This window comes from Planotetraspora silvatica (genome assembly GCF_016863315.1).
Taxonomy (GTDB): Bacteria; Actinomycetota; Actinomycetes; order Streptosporangiales; family Streptosporangiaceae; genus Planotetraspora; species Planotetraspora silvatica.
Window position 1 is genome coordinate 208,441 of record NZ_BOOQ01000013.1, and the last position, 19,709, is coordinate 228,149.

14 protein-coding genes are annotated in these 19,709 nt (G+C 67.6%); 5 read left to right on the forward strand and 9 right to left on the reverse strand.

Annotated elements, in window-relative coordinates; genetic code table 11:
• Positions 1-5: 5 nt before the first annotated feature.
• Positions 6-2,186: a malto-oligosyltrehalose synthase gene (treY, locus tag Psi02_RS11860; RefSeq protein WP_239094809.1), complete on the reverse strand. Its 2,181-nt coding sequence runs from the start codon at positions 2,184-2,186 to the stop codon at positions 6-8.
• A 188-nt stretch (positions 2,187-2,374) separates the two neighbouring features.
• Entirely contained in the window at positions 2,375-4,519 is a 2,145-nt protein-coding gene (glgX, locus tag Psi02_RS11865; RefSeq protein ID WP_203973498.1) for a glycogen debranching protein GlgX, read from the reverse strand.
• Between the two features lie 590 nt (positions 4,520-5,109).
• On the opposite strand from glgX, the gene mscL reads away from it, so the two are divergent.
• Positions 5,110-5,544 (forward strand): large conductance mechanosensitive channel protein MscL, encoded by a 435-nt coding sequence (gene mscL, locus Psi02_RS11870; protein WP_203973499.1) that lies wholly within the window; start codon positions 5,110-5,112, stop codon positions 5,542-5,544.
• A 142-nt stretch (positions 5,545-5,686) separates the two neighbouring features.
• Here mscL and Psi02_RS11875 read toward each other — a convergent pair whose 3' ends face one another.
• Positions 5,687-6,016: a hypothetical protein gene (locus Psi02_RS11875; protein WP_203973500.1), complete on the reverse strand. Its 330-nt coding sequence runs from the start codon at positions 6,014-6,016 to the stop codon at positions 5,687-5,689.
• A 342-nt stretch (positions 6,017-6,358) separates the two neighbouring features.
• Here Psi02_RS11875 and Psi02_RS11880 point away from each other — a divergent pair, with 342 nt between their 5' ends.
• The 3 genes from Psi02_RS11880 (at position 6,359) to Psi02_RS11890 (ending at position 7,941) form a co-directional block, all read left to right on the forward strand.
• Positions 6,359-7,210, forward strand: a complete 852-nt coding sequence (locus Psi02_RS11880; protein WP_203973501.1) for a helix-turn-helix domain-containing protein — start codon at positions 6,359-6,361, stop codon at positions 7,208-7,210.
• Between the two features lie 46 nt (positions 7,211-7,256).
• On the forward strand, positions 7,257-7,472 hold the full coding sequence (locus Psi02_RS40690; RefSeq protein WP_203973502.1) for a DUF397 domain-containing protein: 216 nt from the start codon (positions 7,257-7,259) through the stop codon (positions 7,470-7,472).
• Between the two features lie 259 nt (positions 7,473-7,731).
• Positions 7,732-7,941, forward strand: a complete 210-nt coding sequence (locus Psi02_RS11890; protein WP_275415185.1) for a DUF397 domain-containing protein — start codon at positions 7,732-7,734, stop codon at positions 7,939-7,941.
• Between the two features lie 216 nt (positions 7,942-8,157).
• On the opposite strand, the gene Psi02_RS11895 is transcribed toward Psi02_RS11890, so the two are convergent.
• The 6 genes from Psi02_RS11895 to Psi02_RS11920 form a co-directional block, all read right to left on the reverse strand.
• On the reverse strand, positions 8,158-10,146 hold the full coding sequence (locus Psi02_RS11895; RefSeq protein WP_239094812.1) for a glycosyl hydrolase family 28-related protein: 1,989 nt from the start codon (positions 10,144-10,146) through the stop codon (positions 8,158-8,160).
• 39 nt (positions 10,147-10,185) lie between these two features.
• Positions 10,186-11,766 carry a glycoside hydrolase family 13 protein gene (locus Psi02_RS11900; RefSeq protein ID WP_203973505.1) on the reverse strand — a complete coding sequence of 527 codons (1,581 nt, stop codon included), beginning with the start codon at positions 11,764-11,766 and terminating at the stop codon, positions 10,186-10,188.
• A gap of 31 nt (positions 11,767-11,797) precedes the next feature.
• A complete protein-coding gene (locus tag Psi02_RS11905) occupies positions 11,798-12,781 on the reverse strand; it encodes a carbohydrate ABC transporter permease (protein ID WP_203973506.1) in 984 nt (327 codons plus the stop codon).
• Positions 12,782-12,792: 11 nt separating this feature from the next.
• Positions 12,793-13,716 carry a carbohydrate ABC transporter permease gene (locus Psi02_RS11910; RefSeq protein ID WP_203973507.1) on the reverse strand — a complete coding sequence of 308 codons (924 nt, stop codon included), beginning with the start codon at positions 13,714-13,716 and terminating at the stop codon, positions 12,793-12,795.
• Positions 13,717-13,803: 87 nt separating this feature from the next.
• Positions 13,804-15,183 carry an extracellular solute-binding protein gene (locus tag Psi02_RS11915; protein ID WP_203973508.1) on the reverse strand — a complete coding sequence of 460 codons (1,380 nt, stop codon included), beginning with the start codon at positions 15,181-15,183 and terminating at the stop codon, positions 13,804-13,806.
• A gap of 254 nt (positions 15,184-15,437) precedes the next feature.
• Positions 15,438-16,538 (reverse strand): LacI family DNA-binding transcriptional regulator, encoded by a 1,101-nt coding sequence (locus Psi02_RS11920; protein ID WP_203973509.1) that lies wholly within the window; start codon positions 16,536-16,538, stop codon positions 15,438-15,440.
• 290 nt (positions 16,539-16,828) lie between these two features.
• Here Psi02_RS11920 and Psi02_RS11925 point away from each other — a divergent pair, with 290 nt between their 5' ends.
• Positions 16,829-19,690 (forward strand): galactose-binding domain-containing protein, encoded by a 2,862-nt coding sequence (locus Psi02_RS11925; RefSeq protein ID WP_203973510.1) that lies wholly within the window; start codon positions 16,829-16,831, stop codon positions 19,688-19,690.
• Positions 19,691-19,709: the final 19 nt, after the last annotated feature.

The window sequence follows — 19,709 nt, forward strand, 5'->3', positions numbered from 1 at the left end:
GGGATTCACCGTTCCAGGATCGCGACCGGATACCGGGACAGCAGGTGTCCCAGCGGGATCCGGCCGGTGTGCTGCCGCCCTGTGAGCAGATCACGCCATTGCCCTGGCGGCAACATGAGCGTGTCGGCGCCCCAGCCGCCCCGCCGTTCGAGCCCGGCGGGCAGCCGGGTCGCGACGGCCACCGCCCGCTCTCCGCGGGCGAAGGCCACCGCGTGCTCTCCCGCCTCGATCGGCTCGTACGGCGAAGCCGGGTCGAGCCGTCTCCTCAGGTTGAGCGCGGTGGTGGTGACCAGCATCTTCTGGCCGTCCCAGCTGTCGTCGGGGTGAGCGAGGAGCCCCCGCCGCCGCTCGAAGTCGACCGGTCGCCGGTTGTCCGGGTCGACCAGCGAGAAGTCGGTGATCTCCGTGCCCTGGTAGACGTCCGGGATGCCCGGCATCATCAGCTGGACGAGCTTCTGGCCGAGCGAGTTGACCCGGGCGTACCGGTCGACCACGGCGGTGAACGACGCCACGGAGTGACCGCAGACCTCGACGGCCCGCTCCGCGAACTCCCTGATGCCGGCCTCGTACGCGGGGTCGCGGTTCTGCCACGAGATGGCGGTCTTGGCCTCGCGTGCGGCCTTGAGCAGGTAGCCGGTGAACCGCTCGGTCGTGATGGGCCACGACGCCATGAGCGTTTGCCAGGCGAGGTAGTCCAGCCGCGGGTCGAACGCCACGGACGAGGCCCACGAGGCGACGGCGCGGGACCATTCGGCCGGCATCTCCGACAACACGGCGAGCCTGGCCCGGACGTCCTCCGACCGTTTGGTGTCGTGGGTCGACAGCGTGGTCATCGTCGTGGGCGGCAGGCTCGCGCAGAACGCGTGGAACTCGCCGGCCGAGACTCCGAACCTGTCGGGCTCGCCGCCCACCTCGTTGAGGGCGGCCAGGGGATACCACCGGTAGAGCGCGGTGTCCTCCACGCCCTTGGCCATGACCGGGCCGCAGGTCTGCTGGAACCTGGTCACCGCCTCGGCCGGGCCGTACAGGACGAGGTTGGCGGTCTTCCCGACGGCGTCGGGATCGGCGCGCGTGGCCGCCTGCGACGCGGCCGCCTGGACGATCGCGACCGACTCGGCCGACGGCTGCTCGCCGGGGTTCACATAGGCCCGGTAGACGGGCATCGCGGCGAGCAACTCGACGGCGGCGTCGCGCAGACCCGGGTCGCCGAGAGCTCCCACCAGCCGGTCGACCTCGCCCCGGAAGAACAGCTCGATGACGTGCTTCTTCGCCTCGTAGCGCACCGAATCGTAGGAGGCGGGCACGCCCGTGTGCCGGGTGAACGTCTCGACCAGCGAGTCCCGGCCCGCCGGGTCGACGAACAGCCGCGTGATCATGTTGAGCGCGTCGTAGCCCGTGGTGCCGTCGCACGGCCAGTCGGCGGGCAGCCGTTCGTCGTCGATGAGGATCTTCTCCACCCACAGCGGGCCGGGCACGCGCGGGCGGAGCCGTTCGAGGTAGCCGCGCGGGTCGGCCAGGCCGTCGGGGTGGTCGACCCGCAGCCCCTCGATGATCCCCTCGTCGACCAGCGACAACATCAGGGCGTGGGTGGCCTCGAAGACCTCGGGATCCTCCACCCTCAGGCCGATCAGGGAGGAGACGTCGAAGAACCGCCGGTAGCCGGGGCTCTCGCGCCAGTTCACGAGCCGGTAGTGCTGGGCCTCCAGCAACTCCGGCAGCGGGAGGTCCTCCGTGCCCGGGCGGATCGGGAACGCGTGGTCGTAGTAGCGCAGGACGGACCCGTCGGCCACGAGTCCGCCCGGCTCGTCGCCGAGGACCGGGAGGGCGACGGGCCACTGGACGTCGAACCACCGCGCGTACGGGGAGTCCGGGCCGTCCCGCAACGCCGACCAGAGCGGGGCGTTGCCGGACTCGGGCTGCGGCACGGTCATGTGGTTGGGCACGATGTCGGCGATCAGGGGGATGCCGCGCGCCGCGAGGTCGCGCAGGGCGGCGGCTCCCCCGAACTCGGCCCGGATCCGGCCGTGGTCCACGACGTCGTAGCCGTGCTGGGAATCACGGACCGCCTGCAGGATGGGCGACAGATAGAGCCGGCCCGCTCCCAGCTCCCGGAGGTATCCCGTCAGCCGGGCCACCTCCGGGAAGCCGAGATCAGGTGTGAGCTGCACACGGTAGGTCGAGGTCACGGCACCGCCCTTCAACGGGTCCCCGGGGCATGTCCCATAGTGCCCGCCGCCGGGACATCCCCGCCATACACGACGCCGACCGGGCGGCTCCGGCAGGGCACGACTCCGGACATCCGTTCAGCCGCGTCTCCGGACGTCCGGTCAGGCACGGCTCCGGACATCCGGTCACGCACAGCTTCGGGCACCCCTCAGGCCCGTCGGAGGACCCGCACCGACCTGCCCGCCACGGGAACGCCCTCACCCGCCCGGCACATGCGCGACTCCATCGCGCTCGGCATGGCCGTGTCGAGCTCCGTCGCCCAGATCTCCCCGTAGTCCTTGGGGATCGTGAACCTGATGACCTCGGAGTGGGCGTTGAACAGCAGCAGGAACGACTCGTCGGTGATGGGCCTGCCGCGCCGGTCGGGCTCGGTGATCGCGTCGCCGTTGAGGAAGACCGCCAGCGCCTTGGCGTAACCGTTGTGCCAGTCCGCGTCGGCCATCTCGGTCCCCGACGGGGTGAGCCAGGCGATGTCGCTGAGCTCGTCGTGGGATCCTCGCTCCGGCCTGCCGTAGAAGAAGCGGCGGCGGCGGAAGACCGGGTGGTCGTGGCGGAGCCGGGCGAGCCTCCGGGTGAACTCCAGGAGCTGCCTGCTCTCCCCCTTCCTGACCCCGGCCCCCGGTCTGGTGCCCGGGTCGGTCGCCGCCGACCAGTCGACCCAGCTGATCTCGTTGTCCTGGCAGTAGGCGTTGTTGTTGCCGCTCTGGGTGCGTCCCAGCTCGTCTCCGTGTGACAACATCGGCACGCCCTGGGACAGGAACAGCGTGGCCAGGAAGTTGCGCTTCTGCCGTTCGCGCAGCTGCGCCACCGGGCCGGTCGCCGGGCCCTCGACGCCGCAGTTCCAGGAGCGGTTGTCGTCGGCGCCGTCGCGGTTGTCCTCGCCGTTGGCCTCGTTGTGCTTGCCGTTGTACGACACGAGGTCCTGAAGCGTGAAGCCGTCGTGGCAGGTGACGAAGTTGATCGAGGCCGCGGGGCGGCGGCTGTCGTCCTGGTAGAGGTCGCTCGACCCGGTCAGCCGCGAGGCGAACTCGGGCAGCGCGGCGGGTTCGCCCCGCCACAGGTCGCGGATCGTGTCGCGGTAGCGGCCGTTCCACTCCGTCCATCGGGCGGGGAAGTTGCCCACCTGGTAGCCGCCCGGCCCGACGTCCCACGGCTCGGCGATGAGCTTGACCTGGGACAACACCGGGTCCTGCTGGACGAGGTCGAAGAACACGCTCAGCCGGTCGACGTCGTGCAGCTCTCTGGCGAGTGAGGACGCGAGGTCGAAGCGGAAGCCGTCCACATGCATGTCGCTGACCCAGTAGCGCAGCGAGTCCATGATCAGCTGCAGGGCGTGGGGGCTGCGCATCAGCAGGCTGTTCCCCGTGCCCGTCGTGTCCATGTAGTACCTGCGGTCGTCCTCGACCAGCCGGTAGTAGTTGGCGTTGTCGATGCCCCGCATGGACAGGGTCGGGCCGAGGTGGTTGCCCTCGGCCGTGTGGTTGTAGACCACGTCGAGGATCACCTCGATGCCCGCCTCGTGCAGGGCCTTCACCATGGCCTTGAACTCCAGCACCTGCCCGCCGCGCTCACCCGCGCTCGAGTAGGCGCTGTGCGGCGCGAAGAAGCCGACCGTGTTGTAGCCCCAGTAGTTGGACAGGCCGCGCTTCTGCAGCACGTCGTCGGTCACGAACTGATGGATCGGCATCAGCTCGATCGCGGTGACGCCGAGCCCGGTGAGGTGGTCGATGATCTCGGGGTGGCCCAGGGCGGCGTACGTCCCCCGGATCGACTCGGGGATCTTCGGATGGTTGATCGTCAGCCCCCGGACGTGGGCCTCGTAGATCACCGTGTCGTGGTACGGCGTGGCCGGCGGCCGGTCATGGCCCCAGCCGAAGAAGGGATTGATCACGATCGAGCGCGGCATGTACGGCGCGGAGTCGCTGTCGTCACGGCTGTCGGGCTCGCCGAAGCGATAGCCGTACACGGCCTGGTCCCACCGCACCGAGCCCTCGACCGCCTTGGCGTACGGGTCGAGCAGAAGCTTGGCGGGATTGCAGCGCAACCCCTCCGACGGCGTGTACGGCCCGTCCACGCGGTAGCCGTACCGCTGGCCGGGGCCGACTCCCGGCAGGTAGCAGTGGTAGACGAAGCCCTCGACCTCGGTGAGCGGAACCCGCTCCTCTCCCCCCTCGTCGTCGAACAGGCACAGCTCGACACTCTCCGCCACCTCGGTGAAGAGCGCGAAGTTCGTTCCCGCGCCGTCGTATGTGGCACCGAGGGGATAGGGATCCCCCGGCCAGATCTCCCTCACGCGACCTCCTCGCCCGCCGGTCCGGCAGGCGGCCGTTCACACGACCGTTGGCATGACACTCGTTCACAACACATCGTGCCTGCCCACAGGGGGCTCTGACAGTCCCTCCGCGTTAACGTCGCGTATGGGGTGGGGGTACAACACACCCGCCGTGATCATGCACAGGTTCGCCGGCAACCCGGTTGACCTGGGACGACACAGTTCGTGATCATGCACAGATTCGGCGAAACCCAGCCTGACCAGGCCAGGCACAAGTCGTGATCATGCACGGAGGGTCCGGCCATGCCGGTCTCTGCACGCTCAGGCCGTACCGGTCTCAGTGGGTCCGGCCGCGGCGCAGCAGGCGCCGGGGACGCGACTCGGCGGGTCTGCTCTCGGTCCGGAGCCACAGCTGTCGGCCGACCCCGCCCTACGGCCGGGAGCCGGAGAGCTCGCGACGGCTCTGCGGTCGGCGAGCAAGCTCGCCCGCTGCCGACCTGCGGCGTCAGTCGTGAGGCCTGCCGGTCCGGTCAGCCCCGCTATCGAGCCGTAACCGAGATCTTGCCGTCCAGCTTGCGCAGTGTTGACCAAACCGGATAGGTCATACCCCCATGACCGGATTCAAGAAATTCCTGATGCGCGGCAACCTCGTGGAGCTCGCGGTCGCCGTCGTCATCGGCGCGGCCTTCAGCGGTTTGATCGAGGCCCTCGTGGCCGATGTCATCACCCCCCTCATCGCCGCGGCGACGGGCGGCAGCCAGCCCGACTTCGCGAAGTACACGTTCACGGTGAACGGCTCGGTGTTCAAGTACGGCGACTTCGTCAACCACGCGTTGTCGTTCCTCATCGTCGCCGCCGTCATCTACTGGCTCGTCGTCATGCCGATGACCCGGCTCCTCAGCCTCTTCACGAAGGACAAGGAGGCGACCGAGAAGCAGTGCCCCGAGTGCCTGAGCGACATCCCCGTCGCCGCGCGCCGCTGCGCCTTCTGCACCGCCGAGCTCACCGTCTCCGCCCCCATCCACCCCGGCAGGCACTCCGCCTGATCTCCCCCACCACGGCCGCGCCCGGCTGAACGGGCGAGCCGAGCACCCCCTCGTACGTGCCCCTCATTCGCGCATCTCGCCCAATGCGGTGGGCGCGGACGGCCTCACAACGTTCCCCGTGCTCGGCTCGCTCAGGTCGCTCTCATCTGCGCGCGCTGTCGGGCGACCCCTGGTCCGGGCTGCCGGGTGGTTCGAGCAGGTTCAACCGCCCGATGCCCTCGCAGGTACGGCAGGGCCCGCCCGAACCCGTCGCTCCGGTCGCGGCACAGGAGAAGCAGGCGATGAGGGCGGCGAAGCGCCTGTCGCGATAGGTGTGCGAATGCCAGGCTCGCTCGATCTGCCATCGTTGAACCCAGGCGAACGCGTCGATCTCCGCGAACGCCGCCTCGCTGAGCGCCCAGGTGTATGCGATGACGCGTAACCGCAATCCCACCTCGGGGCGATTGCGGACGCCGCTGCGGTCACGGTTCACGAAGAATCATCCTTTGCCGAGCAGCAGTCGGGGTGGTCTTCTCCGGTGAGCCGGCATCGGCCCAGGGTCAGCTTGAGATTCGCTCGCCGGATTGATTCACGCCCTTCCTCCGGTGACCCCTTCCGGGATCCACAGTGGTGAGGTGCGGCTTCGCTTCCAGTTTCGCCGGGCGGTCACACCTGGACAAGTGTCGCTGGCAATTGCCACCGGAATATACCTATGACGGATACCTCCGTACTTTGCCAAAGGCGGGTACCTTTGGTGCTTACCGTCACCACTCCCAGGACACGTCTGTCTCCTGGGGTGCGAGCCCCGGCGGTGCCAGGAATGAGGTCCGCGTCGATGGCAAGCCCCAACCCCACCTTGCGTCGCCGCCAGCTCGCCAATCGCCTGAGAGAACTCCGTCAGAACAGCGGGCTGACCATCGACGAGGTGGCACAGGAGTTGCTCTGCTCGCCGGCCAAGATCAGCAGACTGGAGACCGCGCAGCGCGGCGTCAGCCAGCGTGACGTGCGCGACCTGTGCCGCATCTACGGGTCGGCCGACCCGGCCCTCATCGACGCCCTGATGACGCTCGCCCGCGAGGCGCGGCAACCGGGCTGGTGGACGGACTACGAAGACCTGGATCTGACGCCCTTCATCGGCCTGGAGGCCGACGCCTCGGCCATCACGGAGCACACGACCTGTCTGATCCCCGGGCTCATGCAGACGGAGGAGTACGCCCGCGCGACCCTTCAGGGACTGCTGCCCCGCATCCGGCGGGAGGTCCTCGAAGAGAGAGTCGACGCCAGGCTGAGAAGGCAGAGACTGGTCATGCAGGAGAACCCGCCCGACTACTGGGTCCTGCTGGACGAGTCGGTCCTGCGGCGTCATGTCGGCGGCCGGGGCGTGATGCGCGCACAACTTGAACGCGCGATCGAAATCGCCGACCTGCCTCATGTCACCCTTCAGGTCATCCCGTTCAGCGTGGGGGCCTATATGGGCCTCGACAATTCCTTCGTCCTTCTGGAAATCGCGGACTCCGCCGTCTCCGATGTGGTGTGCATCGAAGGGGTGATGGGCCTCACCTATCTGGAGAGACCGGCTGAGCTGGAGAAATACCGAGAGGTGCTGGATCACCTACGAGCCTCGGCACTCGACCCACGAGCCTCACTTGCGCTGATCACGGAAGCGGCCAAGATGTACGCAGAGTGATTACGGTTGCCGGCCTTTTATGGGCCGGCCCAGCCAAGGAGAGACAATGAGGTCCTCGCGCCCTGCGCACTTCTCTGGCCTTGATTGGCGTGCCGCCAGCAAGTGCACCGGCGGAAATTGCGTTGAAGTCGCCACGATGGGCGAGATGATCGCCGTCCGGGACTCCAAGAACCCCGAGGGGGCTGTGCTCGTGTACACGGCCACCGAGTGGAACGAGTTCGCGGCGAACGTGCGGAAGGGTCAGTACGACCACCTCGTGTGATCGGCTGCCTCGGAGATTCTGAGATGCATCTCCGGTGCATCTCAGAGTCTCATTTTGAAATCCCCCAAAAATCGCAAATATGGATTTTTCCCCCAAAATACAGCAGTCGGCATCCCCCGAAATTGTGATCTAAAGCACCTACTGGAATAAGTGACCCAGACTCGCCAAGATAGTCAAATCAGGACACAAGATTTACAATCGGGCGTGATGACATCTCGCGAGGGACCTCGTCGGCCTCCCGGAGAGGATGCACATGGGGATGGAGCCCACTTTCCACCGCGCCGTATGGCACTCCAATTGCACAGGCGGCAGCTGTGTCGAGGTGGCTTTCCAGAACGGCTCGATCGGCGTGCGGGACGGCAAGAGCGGCGATGAGAGCGCCGTTCTCGTGTTCACCGTCGCCGAATGGGAGAGCTTCCTGGAAGGCGTACAGAAGGGCGACTTCTCGGTCGCCAGTCTCACCGGCTGATCAACGTTCAGGCGCCAACGGGGGCACCGGCGTGGACGCCATCTCATGACCGATCCGCCTGCCCTGGGCGACCCAGGCGGGCCGTAGACAGCGGAAAGGCGCATCCCGGCCGGGATGCGCCTTCGGCGTGCGCCGACCTGACGCCCGCTGAGCGTGGCGTCCGGGAGGCGGGTGGTGACCCGCCCCCCGGAGCTCAGAGGGCTCCGTCCCAGTGGGTCATGACCACGGGGACGGGGCCGGAGGCGCGATGACCGGCGGGCGGTCGTCGCAGGTGATGGTGTTCGGCAGCTCCCAGGGGGCGAGCCAGGGGCCGGTGGTGCCGCCGCCGTCGTTGCCGCCGAAGTCCGTCAGCGAGAACTCCGAGCCGGCGGGGGTGAAGTTGAACGACCCGCAGTTGTTGACGCCCACCGCGCCGACGTTGCGGGCGTCCACGTTCTGGAAGGTCGCCGTCCCCTTCACGCGGGCGCTGACCACCGAGGTGCCGGTGCCGTCGACCCTGATGTCCTTGAAGTGGACGTTCGTGATCGAGTACAGGTCCTTCACCGGGAAGTCGCTGACGAGCATGATCGCGTTGTAGGTGTTGTCGAGGAAGTGGTCCCCCACGACCTGGATGTCCGCGTCGATGTTCTTCTCCAGCGCGTACAGCCAGATCGCCCCGAGGCCGACGTTCCAGTTCAGCTCGTACGTGCCGGCGCGGACCGTGGTGTTGTCGGTGATCCACAGGTGCCCGGCGAACGCCTCGGCGCCGAAGCGGGAGCCCGCGTGGATGGCGCTGCCCTCGCGGATCGGGTCGGCGATCAGGTTGCCCGAGACTGTGTTGTCCGTGCCGCCGTAGATGGCGATGCCGTTCGCTAGCACCGGCGTCTGCACGGTGTTGTGGTCGAACGTGTTGTTGGCGTCGGAGGTCTTCTCCGACCACATGGCGAGGGCGTCGTCACCCGTGTTGCGGATGAAGTTGTTCTTCACGAGCGAGTTCGTGACGCCGGTGTGGAAGTTCAGGCCGTCGGCGATCTGGTCGACGATGACGTTGTTCGTGACCTTCGTGTTCTTCATCGGACCGTCGAACCACAGGCCCACCTTGGTGTGGCGGATGTAGAGGCCGTCGATGGTCGAGTCGCTCATCGCGCCGCCGATGCCGTTCACCTGGTCGGTGTCGATGCGCTCGCGGACGTCGCCCTCGATCGCGAAGCCGGACAGGTGGACGTTCCTGCTGCCGCCGGCCGACGCGTCCTTGCCGTAGAACCCGACACCGGTGTGCACGGAACCGTCGGGGGCCGGCGTGCTCAGCGCCACCTCACGGCCCTTGATGATCGTGTACCAGCTGCCGGCGCCCTCGATCGTCACGTCGTCGACGATGATGTGGCGATTCACCTGGTAGGTGCCCGGCGGGACGTAGACCTTCAGGTGGGTGCGCTTCGCGAACGCGATCGCCTTGTCGAACGCGCCGGCGGAGTCGCGCTTGCCGAACGGGTCGGCGCCGAACGCCAGCACGTTCGCCGCGACCAGGCTGACCTTCGGCGCGCCGACGAGCTGCGAGTCGAACACGTCGATGACCGTCCACGCGGCCTTCGCTCCGGCGGGAACCGACAGCCGCACCTTGTCGCCCGCGCGGTACTTCTGGCCGAGCAGCAGACGCTGCTCGTCGTAGAAGTGGTTCGGGCGGAACGGCTTGGTGATCGTCGGGGTGGGCGTCGTGGCGTTGGGCACGCACGCGCACTCGGTGATCCACCAGTCGGGGTGCAGCAGGTCCGCGTTCGGGTCGTTCGTGAACGGATACTGGTTGTACAGCCACGCGTACTGCGACGTCAGGGTCATGGTGGTGCGGTTCTTGCCGTTCACCGTGACGTCGAGCGGCGAGGTGATGCCGCCGCCCCCCGGCGCGTCGGGGATGCTGTACCGCACGTTGATCGCGTTGGCCGCGCTCGGCAACGTGAACTCGACGTACTGCCCGGGCGTGAGTTTGACCGCTTTACGGCCGGACGCCTCCGCGGGCAACGTGTACGCGGTGCGATCCGGGCCGATGACCGAGCCGTTCGTCGTGGCGTTCTCCGCCTCCTGCTCGGCGAAGTCGACGCTCGCGCCCCGGCCCGCGACGAGCGACGGGGCGAGGGCGGCGCGCGTCACGACGGGGGACGCCGAGGCGGAGGCGGGAGCCGACAGTGCTACGAGACCGGTGGCCGCGAGGGCCCCCGACAAGAGCGACACGGATAAGAGGGATCTGAGCATGGGGGGTGTGACCTACCTTCAGGAGGAAAGCCAGGCGGTGGTGTCGGTGGGCAGAAGATCACCGTCAAGGGGTCCGCTCGTCAGCAGGATCGACTCGTGCGGCGGGAGCCGTACCGGCTGGGAGCCGAGGTTGACCACGCAGATCAGGCCGGAGTCGCGAGTGAAGGCCAGGACGCCGTCCCCCAGGGGCAGCCAGGCCATCACACCGTCTCCGAGCCGCTCGCGGCGGATGCCCAGAGCAGCGCGGTAGAGGGACAACATCGATTCGGGGTCGGCCAGCTGGTCCTCGACCGTCATCGTGCTCCAGCCCGCGGGCTGCGGCAGCCAGGACACACCCGTGCTGAAGCCGAACGGCGGCTCGCCGCCCGACCACGGCAGCGGGACCCGGCAACCGTCGCGGCCGGGATCGGTGTGTCCCGATCGGGCCCAGATCGGGTCCTCGCGCAGGTCGTCGGGGATGTCCTCGACCTCCCACAGGCCGAGTTCCTCACCCTGGTAGACGTAGACGCTGCCCGGCAGGGCCATCGCCAGGAGCGCGGCCGCCCGTGCCCGCCGGGTGCCCAGCTCGAAGTCGGACGGCATGCCGTGCTTGCGGTCGCCGTGGTCGAAGGACGTGTCCGCCCTGCCGAACCGGGTCGCGGGCCGGGTCACGTCGTGGTTCGACAACACCCAGGTCGCCGGGGCGCCGATCGGCACGTGGGTGGCCAGCGTCATGTCGATGACGTCGCGCAGGGCGGCCGGCTCCCAGGGGCTCGCCAGGAACGCGAAGTTGAACGCGGTGTGCATCTCGTCGGGACGCAGGTAGAGGGCGAACCGCTCCTGGTCGGGCAGCCAGACCTCGCCGATCAGGACCCGCTGTCCGTACTCGTCCGCGATGCGGCGCCACTCACGGTAGATCTCGTGGACGCCGTCGTGGTCGGTGTAGGACTCCTCGACGCTGTCCAGGTCCTTGACGAGCACGGCCGCGGAATCGATGCGGATGCCGTCGACGCCCCGGTCGAACCAGAAGCGCAGCACGTCGAGGAACTCCTCCCGCACGGCGGGGTTGTTCCAGTTGAAGTCGGGCTGCTCGGGCGCGAACAGGTGGAGGTACCACTCGCCGTCGGGGACCTGGGTCCACGCCGGCCCACCGAAGATCGACTTCCAGCCGTTCGGCGGGCCGTCGCCGTTTCCAGGACGGAACCAGAACCGCTCCCGAGCCTCCGAACCGGGACCGGCCTCCAGCGCCTCCTGGAACCAGACCATCTGGTCGGAGCCGTGGTTGGGGACGACGTCGACGATGGTGCGGATGCCGAGGTCGTGCGCCTCCTCGATGAGCTTCTCCGCCTCGGCCAGCGTGCCGAAGACCGGCTCGATGTTCCGGTAGTCGGCCACGTCGTAGCCGCCGTCGGCCATCGGCGACGGGTACCACGGATTCAGCCAGATGGCGTCCACACCGAGCTTGGAAAGATACGGGAGACGTGCCCGCAGCCCTGCCAGGTCACCTGTGCCGTCGCCGTTACCGTCGGCGAAACTGCGCAGGTAGACCTGGTAGATCGAGGCACCCCTCCACCATCCGTCGGGATTCTGGATCGTCCCCGGGGACGTGCTGCCGGGCATGCTGAATACAGCTCCTTACGGGTGAAGGGCGTCAGCCCTTGAGGCTTCCGGCGGTGAGACCGGCCATGATGTGGCGCTGGAAGATGAAGAAGACGACGATGGTCGGGATGCTCGCGATCACCAGCGAGGCGACCAGCACGTTCTGCGGCATCTGCGAGGACAGCGAGGCGATGCCGATGCTGATGGACATCTTGTCGCTGTCCGGCAGGACCAGCAGCGGCCAGACGAAGTCCCGCCAGACGTTCACCACGGTGAGGATGGAGACCACGCCGAGGATCGGGCGGGAGATCGGCATCACCACCGACCACAGGATGCGGCCGGGCGACGCGCCGTCGATCTCGGCGGCTTCCAGCAGTTCTCTGGGGATCGAGTCGAAGAACCGCTTGAGCAGGAAGACGTTGAACCCGTTCGCCGCGGCCGGCAGCCAGATCGCCCACGGGGTGTTGAGCAGGTCCCAGTGGAAGAACGGCACGTCCTTCACGGTGAGGTATGCCGGCAGCATGATGACCAGCGGCGGGATCATCAGCGTCGCCAGCATCAGGGCCAGGACGACCTTGCCGAGCACCGGGCGGAGCTTGGACAGGGCGTAGGCCGCCGAGACGTCGAACGCGAGGGTCAGCAGCCAGGCGCCGCCCGCGTAGAGAGCCGTGTTGCCGAGCAGCCTGCCCAGTTCCAGCAGATCCCATGCCTGCCGGTAGCCGTCCAGCGAGAAGTGGGTCGGCAGGAAGGTCGGCGGGATGGCGTTGAGTTCCTCCGTCGACTTCATCGCGCCGGTGATCATCCAGTAGAGCGGGAAGACGAACGCGGCGGTGAAGCTGACGACCGTGATCACCAGCACGATCCAGTAGATGATCCGGCCGTGGGTCGTGTTGAGCTGGTGTGGCGAGACGGCGGTGCGGAACTGCGTGTTGATCGGCTTACGCGGGCGCCGTTGCCGGCCTCCGCCGCGCTCCTCCCCGCCGGGAGTGAGCGGCGATTGCGCGGAACGACCCGGCGTGACGATGGCGTTGGACATGGTCGCTCCCCTCACACCGTGTTGTCGCGCGAGATGCGCAGGTAGATGGCGGAGAACACCATGAGCACGAGCATCAGCATCAGGCCGAGGGCGTTGCCCGCGTTCAGGCTGCCGAAGTTGAAGGCGTACTGATACATGAGATAGACGACGGTGACCGTCGAGTTCTCGGGGCCGCCGCCGGTGAGCAGATAGGGCTCGATGAAGACCTGCATGGTCGCCACGATCTGCAGCAGCAGCATCACCAGCAGGATCAGCTTGGTCTGCGGGATCGTGATGTGTCTGATCCGCTTGAAGAGGCCGGCGCCGTCCAACTCGGCGGCCTCGTACAGTTCGCTCGGGATGGTCTGCAGGGCGGCGAGGTAGATCAGGGTGCCGCTGCCCATGTTCATCCAGGTGGAGACGATGACCAGCGAGATCAGGGCGGTGCCGCTCGAGTTGAGCCACTGGAGCCCGGGCAGGTGGAAGAAGCTGAGGACCTGGTTGAACAGTCCGTAGTCAGGGTTGTAGAACCACTGGAACAGCAGGACGCCCACCGCGGGCGGCAGCATGACCGGCAGGTAGACGACGAAGCGCAGGTAGGCGCGCGCGTGGCGTAATTCGTTGAGGACGATCGCGGTGATGAAGGGAATCACGTAGCCGCACAGCAGTGCGAGCAGCGTGAACATCGCGGTGTTGATCCACGCGGGCGCGAAGGCCGGGTCGCTGAAGACGGTGCGGAAGTTCTTCAGCCCCACCCATTCGGGCGCGTCCACGAAGTTCGTCTTCTGGAAGCTGAGGATGACCTGCCGGACCATCGGATACCAGGAGAAGAACGCGAAACAGATCAGAGCGCCGCAGAGGAATCCATAGGCGGTCAGATTGCGTCGCACGGCACGCCGCAGCTTCGTGGGCTGCCGCCGCCTGCGGTTCGTTACCGGGATACTCGCTGTGGTCATCGTTGTGATTCCGATCTCGACGTGCTTGCCGGGGCGCCGGCCGTGGCCAGATGACGGCCACGGGCGGCGCCCCGGATTATCGAACGGTCAGCTCTTCGAGGCGAGCATGGAGTTGACCTTCGCCTCGGCGTCGGACAGGAGCTGGTCGACGTTGGCGTCCTTCCTGGTGAGGACGGCCGACATCGGGGTGTCGAGAATCGCGTAGATCTCCTGGGCGTACGGCCCCGGCTCCGGCTTCGGCGCGATGCCCTTGGAGCCTTCGACCCATCCGGCGAACTGTGCGGCGTCGATGTTGGCGTTGGCCGCGCGCAGGTCGGTGACCGCCTTGCCCGATGCCGTGTCCGCGCCGTAGAGGTCGGGGTAGGGCTGACCGACGGTCAGGTCCTGGCTCTTGGCCCGCACGTAGTCGAGCTGGCCCTTGCCCGGGGTGAGGAACTCGAACTCGATCCACTTGAGCCCGGCCCTGATCTGGTCCGGGGTGGCCTTCGGGTTGATCATGTAGCCGGCGCCGCCGTTGAGCAGGGCCGTGGCCTCGGGCTGAGCGGTGACGGAGTAGTTCTCGAACTTGCCGCCGAAGTCGTTGCGGAGCGAGATGAGCACGTCGGGCGCGCCCAGCATCATGCCCATCTTGCCGCCGGCCATGGCCTTCATGAGCGCCGGCCACTCGATGTACAGCTGGGAACCCATGCTGTTGTCGGTCCAGCGCATCTGCTGGAGGTTCTGCAGCACGGCCTTGCCTTCGGGCGTGTTGAAGGCGGCCTTCTTGCCGTCGTCGCTGATGACCGAGCCGCCGCGACCGTAGAGCGAGGCGGTGAAGTGCCAGCCACCGGTGTTGCCGCCGCTGTACTCGCCGTACCCGACGTAACCGGGACCGAGCGCCGCGATCTTCTTGGCGGCGGCCTGCACCTCGGCCCAGGTCTTGGGCGGGTTGTTCGGGTCGAGGCCGGCCTTGGTGAAGACGTCCTTGTTGTAGACCAGGCCCATGCCGTAACCGTCGGTCGGCAGGCCGTAGACCTTGCCGTCCTTCTTGAACAGGTCGAGCGAGCTGTTGTAGTCCGGGTACGTCTTCAGCTCGTTGACGTACGAGGAGATGTCGGCGGCCTGCCCGCTCTCGATGAGGCGGCCCACGTTGGGGAAGTTGACGTAGAAGACCGTCTCGAGGTCGCCGCTGGCCAGCTTGGGCTCGAAGGTCTTCGGCTCGTAGCAGGGGAAGGCGTCGGTGACCTTGGAGATCGTGATGTTCGGGTACAGCTTCTGGAAGGCGGCCACGTCCTCTTCGAAGGTCGTGCGCTGCACCTTGTTCGTCTTCGGCGGCTCACAGTTGACGCTGATCGACACCGGGGCGTTGGGGTTGGCGGACGGCGCGGCGGACTTGCTTGGGCCAGCGCCGTCGTCGCTACTGCCACAGCCCGCCGCCGTCAGGGCCAAGCCCGCGGCCAGAACTATTGAGAGGTTGCGGGGTTTCATGATTGTTCCCTCCTGGAACGGCGAACCACGACCCGTTTTGGAGCTAGCCGTCTCGGGGGCATGGGGGGCGCCTCCGATCCAGCTCGGTTGCGAGAAACATACAGAGACATGCAGAACGCAGCAATACTCTGTCATTCATGATGCAAAAAAGTGACAGTGAACCCAGCGAAACCTCAACGCATGATCGTTGTCACACTCCGTGAAACGACGGAGCCCCTGGACACAAGGGGTCCAGGGGCTCCGAAAGGGTACGTCTACTCGATCACGGGGGCCAGACGCTGCGGGGATCTGCCTGCCGCCGAGGCCGGGGACGACGCGGTTCGCCCGGCCGGCAAGCCCGACAAGTCCGTACGCGGCACGGGCGCGGTCGAGGACCTGACCACCAGCTCAGGCTCGAAGAGCAACTCGGTCGCGGGGACGCTTGCGGCGTCGATCTGCGCCACCAGCAGCTCGACGGCCGCCCTGCCCATGGCGTCGATCGGCTGGCGGACCGTGGTCAGCGGCGGATCGATGCAGTTCATGAGCGCCGAGTCGTCGTAGCCGATGACCGAGAACTCCTCGGGTACGGCACGGCCCGCGCGGCGGGCGGCCCGGATGGCCCCGAGGGCCAGGACGTCGCTCGCGCAGATCACGCCGGTGACGCCCGCCCGGATGAGCTTGGCCGCTCCCGCGTGCCCGCCCTCGACGGAGAACATGGTGTGTTCGACCTGGTCAGCGAGCAGTTCGAGGTCGTTGGCGTCGGCGAACGCGCGAAAGGCGGCCAGCTTGCGCCGCGACGGCTCGTGGTCGGGAGTGCCGAGGAGCATGCCGATCCGGCGATGGCCGAGAGCGAGCAGGTGCCCGAGCGCCATCTCGGCGGCCGCGGCGTCGTCGCAGGACACCTGGGGGAAACCGAGGTGGTCCACGGCCGCGTTGACCAGCACCGTTGGCAGCTTCCGCTCCAGTACGCGCTCGTAGTGGTCGTGGGGCGCGTCGCCCTGGGCGTACTGGCCGCCGGCGAAGACGATGCCCGAGACGTGCTGCTGGAGGAGCAGGTCGACGTAGTCCGACTCCGACACCCCGCCGACCGTCCGGGTGCACAACACCGCGGTGAACCCCTGCTGGGCGAGGGCGCCGCCGACGATCTCGGCGAAGGCGGGGAAGATCGGGTTCTGCAGCTCGGGAAGGACCAGGCCGACCAGACGGCCCCTGTCCCCGCGCAGTTGGGTCGGCCGCTCGTATCCGAGCACGTCGAGCGCGGTCAGCACGGCCTCGCGAGTGGTCTCGGAGACGCCGGGCTTGCCGTTGAGCACGCGGCTCACGGTCGCCTCGCTCACGCCGACCTTCTTGGCCACTTCCGCAAGCCGTCGAGTCATAGGCGCAACTATACGACAAATCGCGCAAGCATTTTCATGAGCTTGCGCAGCCGATCAGGACCCCTCACCAGCAGTCAAGAAAATCTGACCTGCGGAGGATCGTTCCATCAGGCCGTTCACCTGCAGGTTGGTCACCGACGTAACTGTGGTGTGATATTGCGACTTCTCGTCGAAATATTGCAGTTGCGTGTTCGTGAACCTAATGTGTGGGCCACCTCACCATGTTGCAGAGGTCGACGGTTCAGCGTCCCCGTCGTCCCTCGCGGATCTTCATGCAGAAAGGGTCACTCATGAAACGATCCGGAGCCGCCATCGCGGTGGCCGGGGCGCTGATCGCCCTTGGGAGCGTGGTCACGTTCCCGAGTTCCTCCTCGGCGGCGGTGTCGCCCTCGCCCTTCTCCGTTCCCGGCCGCGGCGCGACCGTGCCCTTCACCGAGATCGAAGCCGAGTCCGCCACGACGAACGGTGAAGTGATCGGTTCCGACCGGGTGTACACGCGCCTGCCGTCGGAGGCGTCGGGCCGCCGCGCCGTACGGCTCGACGCGGCGGGCGAGTACGTCGAGTTCACCCTGCCCAAGGCCGCCAACGCGATGACGGTGCGGTACAGCGTGCCGGACAGTTCGGCCGGCACGGGCATCACCGCCCCCGTCGACCTGCGCGTCAACGGGACCAAGCTGAAGGACCTGTCGTTCACCTCGAAGTACGGCTGGTACTACGGCGGCTACCCGTTCGGCAACCAGCCGGGCAACCAGCCCCACCACTTCTACGACGAGACCCGCACCATGTTCGGCTCGACCCTGGCGGCCGGCACCAAGGTCAGGATCCAGGTGGTCTCCACCTCGGCCTCCCCCTGGTTCGTGGTGGACCTCGCCGACTTCGAGTTGGTGCCCGACCCGATCCCCCAGCCCGCCGGATCGTTGTCGGTCGACGACTTCGGCGCCGTCCGCAACGGCACGACCGACTCCACCGCCGCGTTCCAGGCGGCCGTCGACGCCGGAAAGGCCCAGGGCAAGGCCGTCTACATCCCCGCGGGCACCTACACGCTCTGGGACCACGTGGTCGTGGACGGCGTGACGCTCCGCGGCGCCGGCCCCTGGTACAGCGTGCTCACCGGCCGCAACCCCACCCAGCGCAACCGCGCCGCCGGCATCTACGGCAAGTACGTCAGCGGCGGCGGATACACCGGTCCCATCCGGTCCCACGAGGCGGGCGGCCCGAGCCGGGGCGTCACCCTGAGGGACTTCGCCATCATCGGTGAGATCACCGAGCGGGTGGACGACGACCAGGTGAACGCCCTCGGCGGCGCGATGACCGACTCCGTGGTGGACAACCTCTGGATCCAGCACACCAAGGTCGGGGCCTGGATGGACGGCCCGATGAACAACTTCACCATCAAGAACAGTCGCATCCTCGACCAGACCGCCGACGGCGTGAACTTCCACACCGGCGTCACGAACTCCACGGTGACCAACACCTTCGTGCGCAACAGCGGCGACGACGGCCTGGCGATGTGGCCCGACCGGGTGGCGAACGTCAACAACTCCTTCACCTTCAACACCGTGGTCGCGCCGGTCCTCGCCAACAACATCGTCACCTACGGCGGCAGGGACATAAAGATCACCGACAACGTGGTGAGCGACACGGTCACCAACGGCGGCGGCATCCACATCGCCAACCGCTATCCGGGCGTCAACTCCGGCCAGGGCACCGCGGTCGCCGGCACCATCACGGCCGCGCGCAACACCCTGATCCGGGCCGGCAACAGCGACTTCAACTGGAACTTCGGCGTCGGCGCCATCTGGTTCGACGGGCTCAACGAACCCGTCAACGCGACCATCAACGTGACCGACACCGACATCATCGACAGCTCGTACGAGGCCATCCAGTTCATCGAGGGCACCACCAGCACCGTCAACTTCTCCAATGTGAAGATCGACGGCACCGGGACCTACATGATCCAGGCGCAGTCGGGCGCGACGACCACGTTCAACAACGTGACGGCCGCCCACATCGGCGCGGGGACCGCGATCCACAACTGCGTGGGCACCGCGTTCTCCCCCGGGTACGGCACGGGCAACTCCGGCTGGAGTCCGTCCTCGACCACCTGCACCGGTCAGTGGCCGACGCCGAACTACATCTACGACGGCACCGGCACCCCGCCGCCGGACACCCCCACCCCGACTCCCCCGGTGACCCCGACCCCCACGCCGACTCCGACTCCGACTCCGCCCACCTGTTCCGTCGGGACCGGTGACCTGGCCCGGGGCAAGCCCGCCACCGCGTCCACCAGCACTCAGTCGTTCGGCCCGGCGAACGCGGTGGACGGCGACGCGAACAGCTACTGGGAGTCGGCAAACAACAGCTTCCCGCAGTCGATCACCGTCGACCTGTGCGGCGTCGCGTCCGTGAACCGGGTCGCGCTGAAGTTGCCGCCGAGCTCGGCGTGGGCCACCCGCACCCAGACCCTGTCCGTTCAGGGCAGCACCGACGGGTCGAACTTCACGACGCTCGCCGCGTCGGCGGGACGCACCTTCGACCCCGCGAGCGGCAACACGGTGGACATCTCGTTCAACGCGGCCAACGCCCGCTACGTCCGGATCACCGTCACGGGCAACACGGGCTGGCCGGCCGGGCAACTCTCGGCGCTCGAGGTCTACGGGTCCGGATCGACCCCGCCGCCCGTCACCCCCACCCCGACCCCGACTCCCACCCCCACGCCCACTCCTCCTGCCGGAGGGAACCTGGCCGGGGGCAGGCCGATCAGCGCGAGCAGCCACTCGGACGTCTACGTGGCCGGCAACGCCGACGACCGCAACGCGAACACCTACTGGGAGTCGGCCAACAACGCCTTCCCCCAGACGCTGACCGTCGACCTCGGCTCCGCCACCAGCGTCAGCAAGGTCGTGCTCAAGCTGCCGCCCGCCGCCGCCTGGGCCACCCGCACCCAGACGTTGTCCCTCCAGGGCAGCACCGACGGCTCGGCCTACAGCACGATCACAGGATCCACCGGCTACACGTTCAACCCCGCCAGCGGCAACACCGCGACGATCACCTTCCCGGCGACCAGCAGGCGCTACCTGCGGCTGAACATCACCGGTAACACCGGCTGGCCCGCCGGCCAGATCTCCGAGTTCGAGGCGTACGCCTCGTAGTCGGAACGGAAGCCCGTTG